Annotated in this window: 22 protein-coding genes; 5 read left to right on the forward strand and 17 right to left on the reverse strand. The window is 40.1% G+C overall.

Annotated elements, in window-relative coordinates; translation table 11 throughout:
- Window positions 1-398: 398 nt before the first annotated feature.
- From ACNHOZ_RS07705 to ACNHOZ_RS07725, 5 genes are all read right to left on the reverse strand, one after another.
- On the reverse strand, window positions 399-845 hold the full coding sequence (locus ACNHOZ_RS07705; RefSeq protein ID WP_053074034.1) for a DUF6376 family protein: 447 nt from the start codon (window positions 843-845) through the stop codon (window positions 399-401).
- Window positions 846-1,242: 397 nt separating this feature from the next.
- The gene (locus tag ACNHOZ_RS07710) at window positions 1,243-2,223 is read right to left on the reverse strand and encodes an ABC transporter permease (RefSeq protein ID WP_014459751.1); all 981 of its coding nucleotides are present in this window, start codon (window positions 2,221-2,223) and stop codon (window positions 1,243-1,245) included.
- Complete coding sequence (locus ACNHOZ_RS07715; protein ID WP_048019151.1) at window positions 2,216-3,127, reverse strand: ABC transporter ATP-binding protein; 912 nt, start codon at window positions 3,125-3,127, stop codon at window positions 2,216-2,218. The genes ACNHOZ_RS07710 and ACNHOZ_RS07715 overlap by 8 nt, the downstream gene beginning before the upstream one ends.
- A gap of 13 nt (window positions 3,128-3,140) precedes the next feature.
- Window positions 3,141-3,935 (reverse strand): GDSL-type esterase/lipase family protein, encoded by a 795-nt coding sequence (locus tag ACNHOZ_RS07720; protein WP_033579231.1) that lies wholly within the window; start codon window positions 3,933-3,935, stop codon window positions 3,141-3,143.
- A 23-nt stretch (window positions 3,936-3,958) separates the two neighbouring features.
- Window positions 3,959-4,837, reverse strand: coding sequence for an NAD(P)-dependent oxidoreductase (locus ACNHOZ_RS07725; protein WP_048019150.1), 879 nt, complete (start codon window positions 4,835-4,837; stop codon window positions 3,959-3,961).
- Window positions 4,838-5,182: 345 nt separating this feature from the next.
- On the opposite strand from ACNHOZ_RS07725, the gene ACNHOZ_RS07730 reads away from it, so the two are divergent.
- Complete coding sequence (locus ACNHOZ_RS07730) at window positions 5,183-5,383, forward strand: cold-shock protein (protein ID WP_013057405.1); 201 nt, start codon at window positions 5,183-5,185, stop codon at window positions 5,381-5,383.
- Window positions 5,384-5,586: 203 nt separating this feature from the next.
- On the opposite strand, the gene pdxR is transcribed toward ACNHOZ_RS07730, so the two are convergent.
- The 3 genes from pdxR to ACNHOZ_RS07745 form a co-directional block, all read right to left on the reverse strand.
- Entirely contained in the window at window positions 5,587-7,020 is a 1,434-nt protein-coding gene (pdxR, locus tag ACNHOZ_RS07735; protein ID WP_028413044.1) for a MocR-like pyridoxine biosynthesis transcription factor PdxR, read from the reverse strand.
- A gap of 187 nt (window positions 7,021-7,207) precedes the next feature.
- Window positions 7,208-7,450, reverse strand: a complete 243-nt coding sequence (locus ACNHOZ_RS07740) for a hypothetical protein (protein WP_081214002.1) — start codon at window positions 7,448-7,450, stop codon at window positions 7,208-7,210.
- A gap of 143 nt (window positions 7,451-7,593) precedes the next feature.
- Window positions 7,594-9,294 (reverse strand): pyruvate oxidase, encoded by a 1,701-nt coding sequence (locus ACNHOZ_RS07745; RefSeq protein ID WP_223546054.1) that lies wholly within the window; start codon window positions 9,292-9,294, stop codon window positions 7,594-7,596.
- Window positions 9,295-9,576: 282 nt separating this feature from the next.
- On the opposite strand from ACNHOZ_RS07745, the gene ACNHOZ_RS07750 reads away from it, so the two are divergent.
- Complete coding sequence (locus ACNHOZ_RS07750) at window positions 9,577-9,777, forward strand: cold-shock protein (protein WP_013057408.1); 201 nt, start codon at window positions 9,577-9,579, stop codon at window positions 9,775-9,777.
- Between the two features lie 196 nt (window positions 9,778-9,973).
- On the opposite strand, the gene yjcZ is transcribed toward ACNHOZ_RS07750, so the two are convergent.
- Window positions 9,974-10,111 (reverse strand): sporulation protein YjcZ, encoded by a 138-nt coding sequence (gene yjcZ, locus ACNHOZ_RS07755; protein ID WP_013057409.1) that lies wholly within the window; start codon window positions 10,109-10,111, stop codon window positions 9,974-9,976.
- A 266-nt stretch (window positions 10,112-10,377) separates the two neighbouring features.
- Between yjcZ and ACNHOZ_RS07760 the strand changes: the two genes are divergently transcribed.
- On the forward strand, window positions 10,378-10,614 hold the full coding sequence (locus tag ACNHOZ_RS07760) for a hypothetical protein (protein WP_013057410.1): 237 nt from the start codon (window positions 10,378-10,380) through the stop codon (window positions 10,612-10,614).
- 29 nt (window positions 10,615-10,643) lie between these two features.
- Here ACNHOZ_RS07760 and ACNHOZ_RS07765 read toward each other — a convergent pair whose 3' ends face one another.
- Together ACNHOZ_RS07765 and ACNHOZ_RS07770 are read right to left on the reverse strand one after the other, a co-directional pair.
- Entirely contained in the window at window positions 10,644-10,916 is a 273-nt protein-coding gene (locus ACNHOZ_RS07765) for a hypothetical protein (RefSeq protein WP_045292176.1), read from the reverse strand.
- 142 nt (window positions 10,917-11,058) lie between these two features.
- Window positions 11,059-11,256: a hypothetical protein gene (locus ACNHOZ_RS07770; protein ID WP_063247833.1), complete on the reverse strand. Its 198-nt coding sequence runs from the start codon at window positions 11,254-11,256 to the stop codon at window positions 11,059-11,061.
- A gap of 308 nt (window positions 11,257-11,564) precedes the next feature.
- On the opposite strand from ACNHOZ_RS07770, the gene ACNHOZ_RS07775 reads away from it, so the two are divergent.
- Window positions 11,565-12,347 carry an SDR family oxidoreductase gene (locus tag ACNHOZ_RS07775; protein ID WP_048019146.1) on the forward strand — a complete coding sequence of 261 codons (783 nt, stop codon included), beginning with the start codon at window positions 11,565-11,567 and terminating at the stop codon, window positions 12,345-12,347.
- Between the two features lie 16 nt (window positions 12,348-12,363).
- On the opposite strand, the gene ACNHOZ_RS07780 is transcribed toward ACNHOZ_RS07775, so the two are convergent.
- The 4 genes from ACNHOZ_RS07780 to ACNHOZ_RS07795 form a co-directional block, all read right to left on the reverse strand.
- On the reverse strand, window positions 12,364-13,140 hold the full coding sequence (locus tag ACNHOZ_RS07780) for an SDR family oxidoreductase (RefSeq protein WP_063247832.1): 777 nt from the start codon (window positions 13,138-13,140) through the stop codon (window positions 12,364-12,366).
- 104 nt (window positions 13,141-13,244) lie between these two features.
- A complete protein-coding gene (locus tag ACNHOZ_RS07785) occupies window positions 13,245-14,207 on the reverse strand; it encodes a quinone oxidoreductase family protein (protein ID WP_063247831.1) in 963 nt (320 codons plus the stop codon).
- Window positions 14,208-14,325: 118 nt separating this feature from the next.
- On the reverse strand, window positions 14,326-15,840 hold the full coding sequence (locus ACNHOZ_RS07790) for an acetyl-CoA hydrolase/transferase family protein (RefSeq protein WP_255901266.1): 1,515 nt from the start codon (window positions 15,838-15,840) through the stop codon (window positions 14,326-14,328).
- A 132-nt stretch (window positions 15,841-15,972) separates the two neighbouring features.
- Window positions 15,973-16,617: a LytTR family DNA-binding domain-containing protein gene (locus ACNHOZ_RS07795; protein WP_014459738.1), complete on the reverse strand. Its 645-nt coding sequence runs from the start codon at window positions 16,615-16,617 to the stop codon at window positions 15,973-15,975.
- A 158-nt stretch (window positions 16,618-16,775) separates the two neighbouring features.
- Between ACNHOZ_RS07795 and ACNHOZ_RS07800 the strand changes: the two genes are divergently transcribed.
- Entirely contained in the window at window positions 16,776-17,456 is a 681-nt protein-coding gene (locus tag ACNHOZ_RS07800) for a DUF421 domain-containing protein (RefSeq protein ID WP_048019143.1), read from the forward strand.
- A gap of 35 nt (window positions 17,457-17,491) precedes the next feature.
- Here ACNHOZ_RS07800 and ACNHOZ_RS07805 read toward each other — a convergent pair whose 3' ends face one another.
- Both ACNHOZ_RS07805 and ACNHOZ_RS07810 read right to left on the reverse strand, forming a co-directional pair.
- Window positions 17,492-18,979, reverse strand: coding sequence for a DHA2 family efflux MFS transporter permease subunit (locus ACNHOZ_RS07805; RefSeq protein ID WP_028413037.1), 1,488 nt, complete (start codon window positions 18,977-18,979; stop codon window positions 17,492-17,494).
- A 279-nt stretch (window positions 18,980-19,258) separates the two neighbouring features.
- A complete protein-coding gene (locus ACNHOZ_RS07810) occupies window positions 19,259-19,816 on the reverse strand; it encodes a 3D domain-containing protein (RefSeq protein WP_014459735.1) in 558 nt (185 codons plus the stop codon).
- Window positions 19,817-19,872 lie beyond the last annotated feature (56 nt).

A 19,872-nucleotide genomic window follows, 5' to 3' on the forward strand; every position in this document is an offset into this window, starting at 1 on the left:
TTATTACCTAATGCATCAACGTTCCCAAGTTCTCTTTTCATTCAAAAAAAATTTATTTCAAGCGGTGTGTATATATGTACTATACATAGGATATGAAAAGCAGACATTAAGTTTGTCACAGCTTCTAACAAAATTTCGTAGATATAAAAAAGAAAGAGAAGGTTTTTGTCTTCTAATAAATAGATATATTTATATAATTTTACATTTATAACATGGAAACGAGGTTGAATTATAAGGCATACCTACTATATCAATCCAATCTAAAGCATCTATACACATGAAACCTACGTTCATCCTACAAATAAAAAAATCCGAACGAAGTTGATTCTCCATCAAGAATCGTGATTCATCGTTCGGATTTTCTTCAATTAGCACACTTTTGTCCCAGGTTTGTTTTTTTACTGACCTAATTCTTTAATTTGTTTCGTAATACTTGATACATCTTGAATTGATTGAAACAATTCACTGTTTTTTAGCGCTTCTGGATTGAAGCTGCCATCCTTTATATTGGCTTCATACGCTTCAATTCCACTAATGATTTTTTCGTTTTGCTGAACAAGCTGATCGTGCACATCAGAAGCGATGTCAGGAGCTTTGGTTTGATTAAATTCTTCGGCTTTCCCTTTCATTTCCTGCAGCTTTTGCTCAAGCTTTTTTATTGCCTCATCGTCATTAACAGCTTTTTCCGCTAGAGGCGGTATTTCTTCAGCAAACTTTTGAGCTTCACTCACGTAATCTTTCGCATCGTTTGCGTAGTTCAACGTACTGCTTGTATCTTCAAGAAAAGAACAGCCGCCGACCATAAAGAGAACAGCAGTTGACATGACTAGCATCCACTTTTTCACTTAGCACTCAACCTTTCTTATTTTCTTTTCTACTATCTTCTTTTCGATTTTCGTTTCTTTAACTCTTTCATAATAATGGGTACAGCTTTTTTTATTCCTTTTTTTACAGCGGGGCTTTTTAACAGTCTCGATAGTTTTGACATTTTTAAGCTCCTCTCTTCTTTTGAAATAACAAAAAACACCTTTACCATATGTGGTAAAGGTGTTTGTATCCAGACCTTTACCAATGGCAACATTGGCAAAGGTCTCGCTAACAATTTGCATTGTCAATAAAGCCGGAGATAATAATCTCGAAATGACGACTTTACTGCAAGAGCTACTCCCCTTTGAGCAAAACAGCATTTTTTGTTAACACAATCATAACGTATGTTCCTGATTATCGTCAACTTATATGGAATTAATACACATCTTTTTTGGTAAATACCAGAAACGACACGAGCAGCCCGGCAAGTCCCCAAATGGTTAAAACACCTAAGGAAAATCCTAGTGTCATTCCTTCAGTCGGAGGAGCTGTGCCTTGCAGGTAAGAAGTTAAATTTAAATTGACCATAAACAAGTACTTAGCTGAATTCCACGAAGAAACCATACTGCTTAAAATCGTACCTGCAATCAAACAAGCAAGCATCACCCCCATACCAGCAGCCGTACTTTTAATTAAAACGGACAGCATAAAAGCAAGCGTTCCAACCACCAGGGATACAAACCAAGCAAGGCCAAATTCCATTAAAATATATCTCCACTGCGAAATTAAATGAACGTCCGCTGTATTCAAATCATTGCCCTGCACGCTAAATCCCGTAAGAATAGGCGCTGTCCAGCCTTTAAACCCAAATACAACGCCAGAAATGAGATACGACAAAACGCCAAACATTAAAATTAAAAACGAGACGGACATGACGAGCGTGATGTATTTACTAAGCAGGATTTTCCACCGTTTCACAGGCCTCGTCAACAGTACCTTGATGGATCCCAAGCTGTATTCTGAAGACACTAAATCCGCTGCAATAATCATAATCATCAGCGGCAGCAAAAGCTGAATGGCGTTTTCAATGAACCCTCGCACAAACGTTGGCGCTCCTGGTTCCGAAGGATTGATATCGTTATCTAAGTAATACTGCTGCTGCGCCACGCGAATTTCAAGCTGCTTGCGCCAATCATCTGAAATTTGGCTTCCGCTCAGCCGGTTTTGCGTATCGATAATTTCTTGCTGCAGCGTACTGCGCCAATCGGTCGTTCCTAGCTTTTCTTGAAGGCGCTGCGTTTCGCGAAGCTGAGCATAGGTGAACATGGAAATCAAAACGCCCATAATAAGGGTAACGATTAACAGGCGCTTTTTTCGAACGAGCTTGATCATTTCATTTTGAACCAAACTAATCAATCGATTCGCCTCCTGTCATTTCGATAAATAAATCTTCAAGAGTCGGAAGCTTTCGGTTCATTTCTTTTACCGTTACTCCTGCTTGAACGAGCTGTTTGTTCCACTCTCCCACTTCAGCTTCCTCATAAAACGTCGTGACATATTCTCCCTGCACTTGCACAAAGTCCGTCACTTGTTTTAAGACGTCTATTCCCGCTGGCTGCGGATCTAGCTTCCACAGTAAGCGCTCCTGCTGAGTTAACAGGGTCTTCACCGATTCTGTGTGAATAACTTCTCCTTTTGCAATAATCGCTACTCGGTCACACATCAGCTGAATCTCGCTCAGCAAATGACTCGATACTAAGACGCTTAGACCTTCACTTTCAGCTAAAAAGCGAATAAATTTACGCATGTCCCGAATCCCAGATGGGTCGAGTCCGTTCGTTGGCTCATCTAAAATGAGCACTTTTGGTTTTCCGAGAAGCGCTTGCGCAATTCCTAAACGCTGCCTCATGCCTAACGAATACGTGCGAACTAAGTCGTGGATGCGCTCTTGCAAGCCAACTAATGCCACAACTTCATGAATGCGTTCTTCCGTCATAGAAGGAATCATACGTGAAAAATGCTGCAGATTTTCCCAGCCGCTTAAGTATGGATACAGCTCAGGATTTTCAACAATACAGCCGATATGCTCCATCGCTTTTGTAAACTGCTTCGATACGCTGTATCCACAGATAGAAATGGAACCAGCCGTCGGGCGAATCAAGCCGACAAGCATTCGAATCGTTGTCGTTTTACCCGCTCCATTGGGTCCTAAAAAACCGAACACTTCGCCTCTTTTTAATTCAAAATTAATATTTTTGATGATTTCGCGTTTTCCTATTACTTTTCTCAGGCCTTTTACTGAAAGTGTTACTTCACTCATATCATTCCCTCCCTTACCACGTAATAAGCGATGCTACACGTTCTGCGATCAGCTTGTAGCCTTTTGCATTCGGATGAAACTTATCAGTATATAAGTAGTCATCTACCTTTAGCTGAAACAAATCAAAGGTCGGAACAAAAACAGTTTGCTTATAATTAGCGCTTAATTCACTGCTTTTATAATTCCATTCTCGTACAATAGCCGTTGTCGTTTTTGCATCTTGCAGGTTACTAAACGGATTATATAAACCAATTAAAAAAATCGTTGCGTCTTTATTTGCCGAACGGATGCTTTTTAAGATGCTGTCTACGTTTTTTAAATAGTCATTTTCTAGCTTTTGAATATTGTTTTTATTTAAGTTTTGCAGCGTTTGTCCACCTTGAAATAAGTCATTTCCGCCAATCGTAATCAGCACGGTGTCTGCAGACTTAATCTGCCGCTGAATTTGCTGCTGCTTTACTTGACTTGCCAGCTGCGAAGACGTTTGACCTTTTATTCCAAAGTTACTTAAGAGGATTTTTTTCTTCGTTTTTTCTTCAAGATTATCTTTTAAATACCCAACGTATCCTTTTCCCGCTGCGTCTCCTGTTCCTCTTGTCAGTGAATCTCCTAAAGCAACAATCGTATAATTTTTGGTACTTTTGTTACTGCTGCTTGTTTCTTGCTTCGGCTTTGGCATTTCTTTTACAGTAGCTTTTGAGGCGCTAACATAATCATAAATAGACATTCCAAGCCCTGCTGCAAACAGCAGACACGAAATAATTGAAATAAAGGATACGATCCATACCCACTTTCCTTTCGCTTTCACTGGCTGCACTCCTTTTCGTCTTTTTAGTTATCTTTTTTTAGAGCTTCAACTGTTTTTAGTAACGCCGACCAGTCTAAATGACCCCAGCCATTTTCAATTCCTTGTTCATAATGACCTTTCACAAGCTCTCCTAACGGAAGCGGCGCGGACACTTTTTTGGCTGCATCAATAGCCAAGTTTACATCTTTTAATCCAAGCTCCAGCTTAAATCCGGCTGGATCAAAGTCTCTTTTAGCAATTAAATTGCCGTAATTTTTATACACAGGAGATGCAAATAAGCTGTTAACCACTTCAAGAAACTGCTCCGCTTGCATCCCGTACTGCTCTACCATGACTACTGCTTCAGAAATGGCTTCTAACATCGATACTAGTAAAAAATTATTGCCAAGCTTAGCTACATTTGATAAGTAAGGCTCGTCTCCTACAGTAAAAATAGTTTGACCAATCGCTTCAAACAGCGGCCAAACGTGCTCTCTTGGTTCTTTATTACCTGCAACTATTACTTTGAGAGCCGCAGCATCTGCTGCGTCGGGGCGCCCTAAAACGGTCGCTGCAACAAAATGCTGTCCTGATGCAGCATGTGCGCTTGTTAATTTTTCGGACAAATCTACGCTAATAGTACTCACAGAAACGTGAATACCGCCTTCTTGGAGGCCTGCAAGTATACCGTCTTGTGACATCGTTACTTCTTCTAAAGCCTCGTCATTGGAAAGAATCGTAAAGACAAGATTCGCTTCTTGTGCTGCTTGGGCAGGTGTCTCTACAACCTTTGCTCCTTTTTTCACAAGACTTTCCGCCTTTGAAGCAGTTCGGTTATAAATCACAAGTTCATGACCCGCTTTTATCATATTTTCCGCCATCGGTAATCCCATATTTCCTAAACCAATTAAACCCACTTTCATCTTTACCACTCCATTTCAGCGCTCAGTATGTACATTTATACTTGTTTTCTACCTTTAGAAAAACCATATTTTCATTATTATATAACTACAGTAAAAGCGAATACAAAGAATAGCCTTTCTAAAATGTTCAAAATGTGACATTTTTTAGACGTGTCTTATGAAAAACTTGTCAAAAAAATACGGATAGTTTTTAAATAAAGCGCTTGCAAGCATAGGAAATTTCTGCTAAGATATAAGAGAATTATTTTTGTTCGGTGGGGATGTATGAGTATTGTCACTTTTCGTCTTTAGATTTGAGCAAGAATAGTACCACAATGTGCGAGTCCGCACGAGGAGGCAACAATTATGGAACAAGGTAAAGTAAAATGGTTTAACGCAGAAAAAGGTTTTGGATTCATCGAGCGCGAAGGTGGAGACGATGTATTCGTACACTTCTCAGCAATCCAAAGCGAAGGCTTCAAATCTTTAGACGAAGGTCAAGCTGTAACATTTGACGTAGAACAAGGTCAACGCGGACCTCAAGCTGCTAACGTTCAAAAAGCATAAGAAACACAACATATCAGAAACAGATCCTTTAAAGGATCTGTTTTTTGTGCACAAACATAAAAAAGCCCTGTTTTTCAACAGGGCCAGTCGGTACAAATACAGAAGTAAAGTTAATGGTACTCTTAGTATAGCACAAGATCATAACAATCTATACGAAATAATAAAATAAAACTTTCATCCAGCACGTTTAGCTAGGTTTATAGCTATTCCAGACTCTCTAGGGCGCTCGCAAATCGTTTAATTCCTTCTCGAATAACCTCTTCTTCCCCTCTGCCAAACGTAAAGCGAATAGCTCCGCTTTGAGAACTCAGCACGCTTCCTGGGACAAAGGCCACTCCTTTTTTAAGCGATTCTTCCAATAGACGATAGTCATCGACCGGCTGATTCACTTTGCACCATAAGTGAATCCCGCCTTGAGGCGAATCGAAAGATACTTTTGATCCAAGCAATTCGTTCAGACTCGACGACAGGGCATACTCTTGCTTTTTGAGCTCTTGTCTAAGCTTTTCAATATGAGAAGAAAACGTAGGAGAATCTAAGAATTGATAAGCAATCCACTGCGGAAAGATGCTGTGACCAAAATCAATTTGCTGCTTAGCGTCTGCCAGGCGCTGAATTACTTGCTCCGGCCCCACTATCCATCCAATTCGAAGGCCTGATGCAACAATTTTAGAAAGCGAGCTGATATAGAGGACGTTTCCATTCTCGTCCATCGATTTCAGCGTTTGATGTACATTTCCGTCAAATGCCGTGAGTGAATAAGGATCATCTTCAATAAGCGGAATGCCGTATTCTGAAGAAAGCTCTAAAAACCGCTTTCGACGCGCTTCTGATAACACAATACCGGTCGGGTTTTGATAGTACGGATTTAAAAAAATCATTCGAATGCGATGCTTTTTATGTAATTCTACTAAGTCGTCCGGGTTGGCTCCATTTTTATCTACAGGCAGTAAAAACGTTCGTAGACCTGCTGATTGAAAAAGCGGCAGTGAATAGCTATAGGATGGATCTTCAATCGCTACTGCATCCCCTGGTTTTAACAAACACTGCACAATTAAATGAAGTGCTTGCTGTGCACCTGATGTAATTAGAATAGAATTAGAATCCGTGGAGATTTTCCGGTACTCATAAACATGAGCAGCAATAGCATCGCGCAAACGTTCATTGCCGTGGGGATGATCATAGCCTAAATGTTCATTAAAAGGCATGCCCGCTAATATTTGCTGAAAATCTTCGCTTGGAAATAAGCTAGGAGCTAACTCTCCGCTGGCTAAGTTCACAAAATCTGTTCGCAAAGCCTCGCTTCTGATTCGCTGTACGAGCGGTAAATTAGGCAAAAATGAACCGTCTTCTACATATCTCCCCCAGTTTGGAATACGTTTTCGGGAAATTCCCCAGATGCTCGAACTCACTCGCGTGCCGCTTCCTTTTTTACGTTCTACGATTCCAAGTGCCTGCAGCTCTTCATAAGCAGCTACTACCGTGCTTCTGTTCACGTTGAGCTCAGCGGCAAGCGTTCGTTCTGATGGCAGCATAGAATCCGGTGGAAAAGCTCCCGATGAAATACAGCTTTCAATATATTCTGCAATTTGTTTATAAATCGCTTTTTTGCTAGCGCGATCTGGTCTCCAGTTCATGCGGCGTCAGTCCTTACATTTAAACTTTCTTAATTAGTAGTTTATCCTTTATCTCTCTTATCTTAAAGCAGTTTTATAAAAAAAGACCATCCAATTCGGCGTTTTTTTGCTCATCCACTTTATCAAAAATTATAATAGTAGCTATTTTTTATTTTTAAGTATTTTAGTTTACATAATAATTTTATAGTTAATCATATTGAATGAATTTCACCATGAAAAAGAGATTGAGACATAACCACACTAGTCCAATCTGAAGACGAACAAATGGGATACATGAGCTCATATGGGTTGCTTGGTACACCACATTTGATGTCCGTGCAAGACTTCGCTTTCCACGGGCGGCCGGTGAGCCTCCTCGTCGCATACGCTCCTGCGGGGTCTCACCTATTCCGCTTTTCCCGCAGGAGTCTTCGCCTTGCTCTCCAATCAACTGCTAGAAGCAACGAAATACATGAAAACTACATTCACCATGCCAATAAAAAAAACCCAAACGAAGTTGATTCTCCATCAAGAATCTCGATTCATCGTTCGGATCTTTCTTCAACTAAATTACTTTCGTCACAGCCTATTTTTTTATAAAGGCGGTAAATCTAGCTTGCCTTCTTGAAACAATTCTTTCACCATGTGCTTGGCATACCCTGTTGCTTGCCCAAGCGTTATTTTTGCTGGCATAGGCGCTTCGTTTGCATCAACGATTACATCGATAATACACGGTTTATTCTGTCTAACTGCACTTTCAAAAGCCGGCAACAGCTCGTCTTCCTTTTCTACTCGGTAGCCAACACCTCCGCAGATATCTGCATACCTAGCAAAATTCGGGTTTGTTAAATCTGTCCCAAATTCAGCATTTCCCATTACTTCTTGTTCAAATTTAATCATGCCGATTTTATGATTATTAAATAGCACTACGACTAGCGGAAGATTGTATTTAACAGCTGTAATAAAGTCAGCCATTGTCATCGCAAAGCCGCCGTCTCCACACACCGCAAACACCTGCTTCTCGGGATAAGCAACTTTTCCAGCAATTCCGCCCGGCAGCCCGCATCCGAGAGTGGCTAACCAGCTTGAAATAACAAACTGCTGATTTGTCATCCGAAAATGACGCGCCATCCATACTGTGACGTTTCCTACATCTACAGACAAGACCGCGTTATCATCCGCTACGTGCTGAAGCGCTCGAATCACTCGCTGAGGCTTGATAGGTACACTTTCTTTGGCTTCTTGGTTATCAAGTTGATTCCACCACTTTTTCATACGTTCTTGACTTTGCTCTAAAAACTGGCGATGCTCTGAGCGGCCAACGTTTTCTAAAAACCACTGAACCGTTGCTTTCGCTTCTCCTGCAAGCCCTGCATCTACAGGATATCTTTTGCCAATTTGTGCAGGATCAATATCAATATGAATCGTTTTCGCATGGTCTGGCAAAAATCCTGTAAACGGATAAGATGTCCCAATCATGATGAGCGTATCCGCTTCTTGCATCGCTTCATACGCTGGCTTTGTCCCGATTAATCCAAGTCCTCCGAGACAATATGGATGTTCATCCGGTATTGCGCCTTTTCCAGGAAGCGTAAGAACAATCGGTGCTGCGATTTTTTCTGCAAATGCAAGCAGCTCTTCTCTCATTTCATGTGTGCCTCGACCGGCTAGGATAACCGGACTTTCCGCTTTACCAATCAAATCTTTTGCTTTTTCAAGATCTTCTCTATGGGGGAAAATGTCTTGCTTGACAATGATGCTTGATGTTTCTCGTGCTTCTGATCCAACTTCAAAACGAGGAATATCATCGGGAATGGTTAACACAGCCACACCTTTTTTAGCATACGCTGTTCGAATCGCTTGATTGACAACAGTTGGGAGCTGCTCAGCGGACATGACTCGCTGGTTATATACAGCCACGTCATCGAACATTCTCTCTAAATTAATTTCTTGAAACGCATCGCTGCCGATGAGATCTGATTCTACTTGCCCCGTAAGTGCTAAAACGGGCGCTTTGTCTAATTTGGCATCATATAAGCCATTTAGTAAATGAATTGCTCCCGGTCCGGCAATAGCCGTACATACACCGATTTTACCCGTTAGCTTCGCATATGCAGCTGCTGCGAGAGCTCCCGCTTCTTCATGCCTTACTTGAATAAATTTAATTTTATCCTGGGCTTTGCGAAGCGGTTCAATAATTGAATTAATGGAGTCTCCTGGCATGCCGTAAATATGATCAACGCCCCATTCAATTAGCAGTTCAATCAGTTTTTCTCCAGCTTTTTGTTTAAACATATGACTACCCCTTTCTTCTTATATATAGAGATAGTGTGACCTGATACGCTCTTTCTTACTTATTTTCAGCCTTATAATTTTCGTTTTCTTTCGTTAAAGGAAGACAACATCTTCGTTAAATTTTCTTCATTCCTTGCAATTATCATTATCTTTTGCTATTCTATAAGAAGAATTATTTTTGTTCGGCAACAATCGATAGGTGAATACTTTCGTCTTAAAGATTTTGATCATGAGCAAGGATAGTAATACAATGTGTGCATAGCACACGAGGAGGCAACATTCATGGAAAAAGGTACAGTAAAATGGTTTAACGCAGAAAAAGGTTTCGGATTTATCGAGCGCGAAAACGGCGACGATGTATTCGTACATTTCTCAGCAATCCAAAGCGAAGGATTCAAATCTTTAGACGAAGGTCAAGCTGTAACATTCGACGTTGAAGAAGGTCAACGCGGACCTCAAGCTGCTAACGTTCAAAAAGCATAAGTAGTAAAAAGACTCTGATTCCAGTCAGAGTCTTTTTTTTATGTAGAGCTACGCATAAATTTTTTTAACATGTAGTTTATACACGTTATTATAAATAGTAAACTAAAAGAGTCTCTTCATTCCGAAGAGACCTTTTGTGGAAGAAATAGTTGAAGAAATAAAGTGTGGATGTTGCGTCGTCCTCATTTTTTAATAATTAGCACCAGCCGCCGCCGAAGCAAGAAGCGCCGATGATGATTAATAAGATGAAAAGTACAATGATTAAAGCGAAACCGCCGCCGCAGCCACCGCCGCCATAACCACAACCGTATCCGTAACCTCCGTAGTATCCCATGTGTTTCACCTCCATTTGCTATACTTTAAGATATGTGGATTTAGTTAAATTGCTCCTAATAATTCCATAGAACTTTTGAAAATGTTTGTCATACACTAAAATACTGAGCTTCTCAAACAAGTTCCACAAAGTGATAAAATATCTGATTTTATGGGCATTTACTCCTCTTTTCTTTATCTTTTAAAAATGTAATCGCTCCCTTTTTCATGAATGTACAATGCGCTGAATACCTTTAGTTATGTACACTCACACAGGAGGGATTCAATATGTTAACACTCGAAATTTCAAAGCAAATCGTTAAAAACGTCTACCCTATTGTCTTATCGAACCGCAGTAAAATCTTTCAAGAGGAAGTGAGCGTCGCCGCCTTGCAAGACTACTTTGGTCTTGATCATGCCTTTAGCGTATATGCAGCTGCCACCATTATTTATCAGCTAGAAGCTGACGGATATGTATCCAAACCTCTGAAACGCAACGAATACAAGCGAATTTTGCTCAAATAAAAACAAGCATCCCCGCAAGGATGCTTGTCTTATTTATAGCTATACCTGTCGAATAATTGCTCGACTCTTTTGTGATAGTCTGCAAGGTAATCAGAGAGCTCCGTTTTGCTCAAATTATTGGCCTGCTCCTCAAATAGTGACAGCAGCGAAATTTTAATCATTTCCATTTCCGTTTCCGAACGATTTTCATTTCGCAAATCTTTTCTTAAATTCCACAGGCTTTGCTCCATTTCATGCTTTAATTGTTCTAGTGAGTGTGGTTCTTCAAATCCGGCACGAATGTCTTTTTTAAATCCACTCATCTTATCACTCCTCGCATTTGCACCTGCTAGATAGTATCTAATGTATACTATACCATAAATAACTATACGAGGCTTAAGCATGCATTTTAAGCAATTGGTCACAAAATAAAAAACATCTCTTTGGATGTCTTTACGTTACTTTTTATCTTACTTCGTCTTCTTCACCTTTTACATATTTAAAAAATGAATCAATCATTTCATTTAAAAAATCATTTCGATCTTCAAAATTCATAATTTCTAAAAACTCCACAATATCCTTATCTAAGCTAATAGAAGCGGGAACATAAGCAGTTGCTTCCCTTCTTTGCGGGAATGGAATCACATTATCTTTCTTCTTCATAAAACACCGTCCTTTTTCTGTGCTTTACTAGTGTAAGCTTTCAAGGAACGATTTGCAAGTCCCTCTGATGTAAAATTTTATATAAACATTCTTCTGAAAAGACAGAGTATATCTTTAGCTACTCAAGTAAGCCTATTTGAGATTAGCCTTTTTCATGTTCTGGCGTCATATTAATAATTCGCCGCTGTTTTCTCTTTTCCTTTTGGCATCTTTTAGCAAATTTAAACACAAATAGTTTAAAAGAGGTTTTTATTTCCTTCTTATAGGTTAAAGAAAGGAAACAACATTTTTATATGGAGGGGTTACAAATGATTGCATTAACTGGAAAAGTTGCGCTTGTGACGGGAGCGGCATCTGGAATTGGACGGGCTTCAGCCATTACATTAGCTGAACAAGGAGCGCGTGTTGCTCTTTTAGACTTAGAGGAAGAAAAATTACAAGAAGTAAAAGAGACCATCATGGCGAGCGGTGGAGAGTGTATAGCCATTAAAACAGACGTATCTGACTCTGAAAGTATAAAAGAAAGTATCGAAACGATTAGCAGCTTATGGAGTCAATTACATATTGTTTCTATTAACGCAGGCATCAACGGTACGTTTTCTTCTATTGAAGAACTATCACCAGAAGATTGGACAAAAACAATTGATACAAATTTAACGAGTACTTTTTTAACCGTGAAGCATTCTATTCCTTATTTAAAAGCTCAGGGAGGAAGCGTTATTATTACTAGCTCGATTAACGGCAACCGTACATTTTCAAACATCGGCATGAGCGCATACAGTTCCTCCAAGGCTGGCCAAATGGCCTTCGGCAAAATGGCAGCTCTTGAACTTTCTACATACGGAATACGGGTTAACGTCATTTGTCCAGGAGCAGTTGATACAAATATTGAAAGCAATACATTCCGTCAAGAAGACAAATTAAAAGAAGTCGCGATTCCAATTGAATATCCAAATGGCAATCAACCGCTTGCTAAACGCTCGGCTAAGCCTGAAGAAGTAGCAGATTTAATTTCCTTTTTAGCTTCTGACGCGTCCAAACATATTACCGGAAGTGAAATGTTTATTGACGGCGGAGAATCGCTGCTGTAACGTACAAGCCCCTGCATTATCTGCCAGGGGCTTGTTTTTTGCTTTTATGAACAACGTCTACTCCACCCGAAGCAGATATAATGCTGCCTGTAATCATATCTGAGTTTTCATCACAAAGAAACTCAATAATACGCGCAATGTCTTCTCCTGTCCCGGATCGACCGACAGGCGTTGCTTTGTCTTCTAGTAATCTTGCTTTTATGATATCATTTTCTTTCATGTCTCCTACAATATCTCCGGGACAGACCATATTGGCCGTAATCCCGTATTCGGCTACTTCTAGAGCAAGCGATTTGGTCAGAGAAGCCAGCCCTGACTTAGCGGCACTAAAAGCCGCGCGGTACATCCATCCAGGGGTATGCTCTACATCTTGAAAGCCGTATGTAATAATCCGTCCAAACTGCTGGTTTTTCATAATAGGAACAACAGCTTTGACAAAGTGAAAAACAGAGCTTAAATTCCCTTCCACCATTTCATACCATTCACTGTCTGTGTACTCTATTAATTTCTTTCTTTCAAATACATACGGACCTGCATTATTAATTAAAACATCAATACGTCCAAACCGCTCCATAGCCTGCGCAACGACATGTTCAATATCTTCTTTATTTGTTATGTCTCCTTCTATAAACTGTACGTTATCACTATATTGATGCCATTCTTCTTGCAGTTCTCGCACTTTATTTTTATCACTGCGAAAATGGACGGTAACGGAATACTGCTTTTTTAGAAACTGTTCTGTTACTTTTTTGCCGATACCTTTATGACCTGCTGTAATTAATGCATGTTTCATCGACCTTCACCTCTTTTACTCTACTTCTCTACTATATATATTAGACAGCTCCTTGATTTCTCCTTTACTAACGGAAAAAAGCCCTTGACGAAAGGGCTTTTCTTTTACGGTCTTAACAAAATTTTACCTGTACTTTTTCGGCTTTCAAGAAGCTCATGTGCTTTCGCTCCGTCTTTTAAGTCAAATACCACAGGATCGGTTAGCACAAGCTGACCTTTACTGATCCACTCAAACAGCTGCTGTGAGCGTACTTTGCGTTCTTCATAAGATACAAGCACGTTCCACAGATCTCCGCCTGTAAGCGTTTTAGAGGTATCCATCAGCATACGTGGGTCGACCGGGGCCGGATCGCCTCCTGCCATTCCGTAAAACACCACGGTTCCGCCTGTTTTTACGGCTTCAAAGCTTTTTTCTAGCGTAACCCCTACAGATTCGTAGGCAACATCTGCGCCTCGTTTCGTTACTTCTTTCACTTGTTCTACCCAGTTATCTTCGTATAAAAAGACATAGTCAGCCCCTGCTCGAGCCGCTGCTTTTGCTTTTTCAGAAGATGACGTTAAGCCAATAACCTGTCCGCCTAATAGCTTAGAAATTTGAACTAAAAGCTGCCCTACACCTCCAGCAGCTGCGTGAACAAGTACATAATCACCCGGCTGAATGCTGTAGCTGTCTTGTGTTAAATAATGGGCCGTTAACCCTTGCAAAAGCACAGAAGCAGCTGTATCAAACGAAATATCGTCAGGTACAGCAATTATTTTATCCTGTGGCACGGCAACAAGCTCTGCATTTGCAAAAGGAACGTCAGCAAACGCAATGCGGTCTCCTACGTTAACATGACTTACTTCTGCTCCTACTTCTTCTACCACACCTGCTCCTTCATATCCTAAAATATATGGAGGTGTACCCGTTAAGTGATAGTTCCCTTTTCTTCGGTAAACATCCGCAAAATTAAGTCCAATTGCTTTTGTTCTTACTAGTACGTCTGTTGGACCAATAGAGGGATTCGGTATATCTTGATAGTGAAGAACGTCAGGTCCTCCAAACCTTTCAAATACTAATGCTTTCATAGATAAGTTACCTCGTTTTCTTTATGTATTCCCTTTCATCGTAATTCAACGAGATAACAAACACAAGTTTCTTACTCAGCAAAAAACGCTTTGTCTCCTCATGAGACAAAGCGTTCATTTACTTTGTTTGCGCTAAAACTTCTCGCATTGTTCCATTTTTTTGATAAGACGTATAAAAAGAAAAGGCTTTTTCAAGAACGTGCGGTGTTTGGCCGCCTCGCGTGAGCGCTTCTTCGTAATACGCCATAAGCTGATCGCGATACATTGGATGTGCACAATTTTCAATGATTCGTTTTGCTCGTTCTCTTGGAGCGAGTCCGCGTAAGTCTGCGTATCCTTGCTCTGTTACAATGACATCCACATCGTGTTCCGTATGATCAACGTGCGAAACAAACGGCACTATGCTTGAAATATCACCGTTTTTGGCAATAGATTTTGTTACAAAAATGCCGAGACGCGCATTTCGGGCAAAATCCCCTGAACCTCCGATGCCATTCATCATTTTTGTTCCCATCACATGCGTGGAATTAACGTTTCCGTAAATATCTAGTTCTAGCGCGGTATTAATGGAAATCAGCCCTAAACGACGAATAATCTCTGGGTGGTTTGAAATTTCCTGCGGACGAAGAATTAGTTTATCTCGATAGGTTTCAAAATTAGAGAAAACTTGTTTCATTTTATCTGCTGAAAGCGTAATTGAGCAGCAGGAAGCAAACGTAACTTTTCCTGCGTCAAATAAATCAAAAACGGCGTCCTGCAATACTTCGGAATATACTTCTAAATCATGAAACTCCGAATCTAACAAACCGTGGAAAACGGCATTTGCCACAGATCCAATTCCAGATTGTAAAGGAGCAAGCGATTCAGTTAATCGCCCTTCTGTAATTTCTTGGCGTAAAAATGAAATCAAATTTTGAGCCATCACAACCGTTTCTTCGTCAGGTGCTACAATTGTAGACGGTGAGTCTAGCTGATTTGTAAATACAATACCCTTTACTTTATCTAAATCAATTGGTATGCCTAACGAACCAATACGGTCATCGGATTTTTTCAAAGGAATTGCATCTCGCTGTCCTTGAGCACCCGGATCATACAGGTCGTGAATACCTTCTAACAGCTCTGGCTGCGCTGTGTTAATTTCAATAATAATCGATTTTGCATGCTCGGCAAACACCATCGAATTGCCGATTGACGTTGTTGGAATCATCATTCCGTCACCCGTGATAGAAACCGCTTCCAAAATAGCGAAATCTATTGAATCTAACACGCCTGAACGCACCCATTCAGAAGTATGCGATAAATGCTGGTCAATAAACTGAAATTCACCTTCATTAATTTTTTTACGCATCGTCGGATCTGCTTGAAACGGCAGGCGTTTGTTTAACATGCCTTTTTCTGCAAATAGCTTATCTACATCTGACCCAAGCGAGGCGCCGGTATACACGCTGACTTTTATCGGCTCAGTTTCCGCTCGTTTCGCTAGCGCAAACGGCACAGCTTTGACATCGCCCGCGCGTGTAAAACCGCTTAGACCAAGCGTCATTCCATCTTGAATCCAAGACGCTGCTTCTTCAGCAGAGACAACGCGATTCTGTAATGCTTCATGCTTAATTCGATTACAAACGTTTTTCATTCTGTTCACTCCTTGTTTTTGCTCTTTTTTACCATTTTACTGTAAAGAAAGCGTCCACAAGAGTTTTTGGAATGAAATGGACAAAAATAGCGACAAAACAGCATATTTGATGATAATGAAGCTAAATGACGGTTAAAACCCAAGCAGCTTTCGAAAATAACTGGCGTACGACTGACTGACCGGAATTTTTTCTCCATTGTTCATCACTAATAAAAAAGTCGAATGTGTATCAGGGTAAATTTCTTGAATTTGTGTCACATTGACGATAAAGGAACGATGACAGCGCACAAACTCTTCTTTTGGAAGCACATAATCAAATTCATTTAACGTGTATTTATGCGTACCCGTATACTTCTGTGCGTACACATAGGTTTTTCGGTCACGCGCTTCTACGTAGATGATTTTTGAGAAAGGAACCGGTATCCATCCTTCGTTCACCTTTAACGTCACAACTGACTTTCCGCTCGTTAACGCAGGAAAAATCGCCGTTACGCATCCTTGAACATCTCCTTCATCTAAAAAAGGCACGGCCATGCCGTAGTAAGGCGTGCCGAACACGTCTCGGTGAATAAATTCCGATACTTTTTGCTTTCGTTCTAATGCTTTATATGTAATCGTTCCTTTTTTTATTTGATCTCCAGGGCTGATTTTCAAATTAATTCGTTTGCTTGCTCGGTAATACACGTACGTTTCTAGATCTGAAACGGCAATCGACGCTTCATCGGAGAACAATTCACTGATAACATCTAGTAGGGCTGAGGCTTTAAATGGTTTCATGGTTTCACCTTCTTTTGTCTAGTTAAACACGTAGCTTCTTTATTGTAGCGCAAAAGCAAAAGCGATTGGGAGACAAGCATGGAATTTATCCTTTTAACTGCATAAAATTTCTATTTTTTCACAACATAAAACAATGAAATGAAGGAAGGGTGAAATGTATGGGCTATGCTGAATCGACGTTTCGAATCGCCTGTTCATTTTTTGTGCTGCTTCTTTTAACGCGGCTCATGGGAAAAACAGAAATCAGCCAGTTAAATGTATTCACATTTATTACGGCAATTACGATTGGTAATATCGCTTCTTCCCTCTCCACCGATGAGCGAGTGGAGATTGATAAAGGGGTTTATTCACTGCTAGGTTGGACATTTTTAACAATCGCTATGGGCTATATTGGAATGAAATCGAAAAAAGCACGGCATCTTATTACCGGTGAGCCTAAAATTGTGATTAAGCAAGGAAAAGTGATGGAAAAGGCGTTAAAACAAGTGCGGCTAGATATTGAATCTCTTTTAGGCATGCTGAGGCAGCAAAACGTATTTTCCATAAAAGATGTCGAATACGCCATATTAGAAATCAATGGAAATCTTTCCGTTATGCAAAAACAAGATAAAAAGCCAAACGCGTGGTCAAAAACGCTTTTATTTCCCACTTCAACCGGCGTTATTTACGACGGAAAAGCGAATGAAGATGCGTTGAAGGACCTGCATGTAGATAACAACTGGCTGCATAAGCAGCTCGAAAAAGCGGGAGTCAACTCAATTGATGACGTCTTTTATGCTGAAGTTCAGTCGGACGGATCGCTTTATATTGACTATAAAAAAGATAAATTTAACTCATAAAAAAAATCCGTACCATATAAGGCACGGATTTTTTATTAGCTTGCTTTTTTTACACGATTTGTAATGGTATCTTCTTTTGGTGATGTTTTGCGAATAAAGAAGGCTAAAACAAACGCGATCACACTTAAAATCGTTGCGATCATAAACGCATCGTTAATACCCATTGCTGTACCTTGGTTCACAGCTTCAGCCATACTGCCTTTATCTGTCGGCAAAATTTGCTGATTCGTTACGATGTTTTTCACGTGTTTTTCACCTTGATTCATCATAATGGATACAAAGAACGCCATTCCTACAGCTCCGGCAACCATTCGAAGCGTATTAACCATTGCCGTGCCGTATTTATTTAGACTAAGCGCAAGCTCATTTAATCCTGCTGTAAAGATCGGCATCATGAGCAGTGACATCCCAAACATACGAACAGTATAGACAATCATGACATACATAAATGTTGTGGTTGTTTCAAGCTTTGTTAATTCATATGTTGTCACAACGGTAATTGCTAAACCAATAACAGCAAGCCATCTTGCGCCGAACTTATCAAACAGCCTTCCTGTAATCGGAGACATAATCCCCATTACAATTCCCCCAGGAAGTAGCAGCAATCCTGAAAGAAACGGTGAGAAGCCGCGTACGTTTTGCATATAAATCGGCATTAAAATCATACCTGAAAACATTGCCATTGTCACAATCACGTTAATGATTGTTGTCAGCGTGAACATACGGTAACGGAAAATACGAAATTCAAGAAGCGGCTGATCGATTTTCAACTGACGGAAAATAAAGAACAGAATTGAAATACCGCCTACAATGAACATGGCTAATACTTCAGTGCTGGTCCATCCCTTTGTACCGCCCGTAGCGAACGCATACAGTAAGCCGCCAAATCCAATTGTTGATAAAATAACACCAAGCACGTCTAGCTTAGGTCGGCTTGTTTCCGTAACATTTTTCACTAAAATAATCGCCGCAATTACGTTAATAAGTGCAATTGGAAACATCATAAAGAATAAAACACGCCATGAGTAGTGCTCAACGATTAAACCAGAAAGCGTCGGACCTACTGCCGGTGCAAAGTTCATCGCTACTCCAAAAATCCCCATCGCAAAACCGCGTCGGTCAGGCGGGAATAACGTAAAAATAACGTTTGTAATTAACGGAAATAAAATTCCCGCTCCTGCTGCTTGCACGACGCGTCCCACTAAAATAACGGAAAATGTCGGCGCGATACCGCAAAGGAGTGTCCCTACTGTAAACAGCCCCATTGCTGTAATATACAGCTGCCTTGTCGTAAATCGATTCATTAAAAATGCTGTAATTGGAATAACAATTCCGTTTACTAACATAAAGATGGTTGTTAACCAATTGCCCGTAGCCGCCGTTACGTGGAAATGATCCATCATTTGCGGAAGCGCAATGTTAATTAGCGTTTGATTTAAAAAAGCGACGAGCGCTCCCATTATCATTACGCCAAAAATAGACCGAGTTCGGGCTTGATCGGACTGTTGTGTTTGTGTATTCATTTTAACAAGACCTTTCCCTTTAAAATTATCTGTATGTAAATCTTCAGATGACAAACAGTTTAAGAATATAGTTTATGTGTTCATTCTATTAATTTATGTCACGAATATTTAATGAACTTAATTATATACCGGATAAATATATCCGTTTCCGAAATATTTGTCAACAAATATGATCATTTTCGTAAAACTTTTCCATCAGTATATATAAAGTAGCATGCCCTTTAATGAAGAAAAAAATGAGAGCCTTTCAACGAAGGCTCTCATTTCTTTAAGGAATACTTATTTTAAAATTTGAACTTTTACTGTTTTTCTTCCCCATTTTAACGCTTCTTTTTGAGAAGGAAGAAGAACATCAATTTTATTTCCTTTAATCGCACCGCCTGTATCAGCTGCGATTGCCGTGCCATAACCTTCTACATATACTTTTGAACCAAGCTTAATCACTTTTGGATCGACAGAAATAACTTTTTGATTTGGATTCTTTTTTAAATCGATTCCAATCGCCGTTTTTCCGCTGCAGCCTTTGCAGTTCGCTGTGTACGCTGTTGCTGTTACTTTAAATTCTTTCACCACGTTTGAAGACTTCGCAGGCGCTGCTTTAGCAGGCGTGCTTGATTTTACTTGAGATACTTTTAATACTTGTTTCGGATGAATGCTGTCTGACTTTAAGTTATTCCACTGTTTCAGCTGACTAACCGATACTTTATATGTCTTTGCAATTTTGTATAGCGAATCTCCGCTTTTTACTGTATATGTATTTGTTGCAGCTGATGCACCACTTGCCACTCCGAACAGTGACATTAGAACTAAACTGAACGTAATCATTGTCTTTTTCATGTAATTGATTTCCCCTTTATCTACCAATACATAAAAAATAACACATGAATATTACA

It is taken from the genome of Priestia sp. D51 (assembly GCF_053345675.1).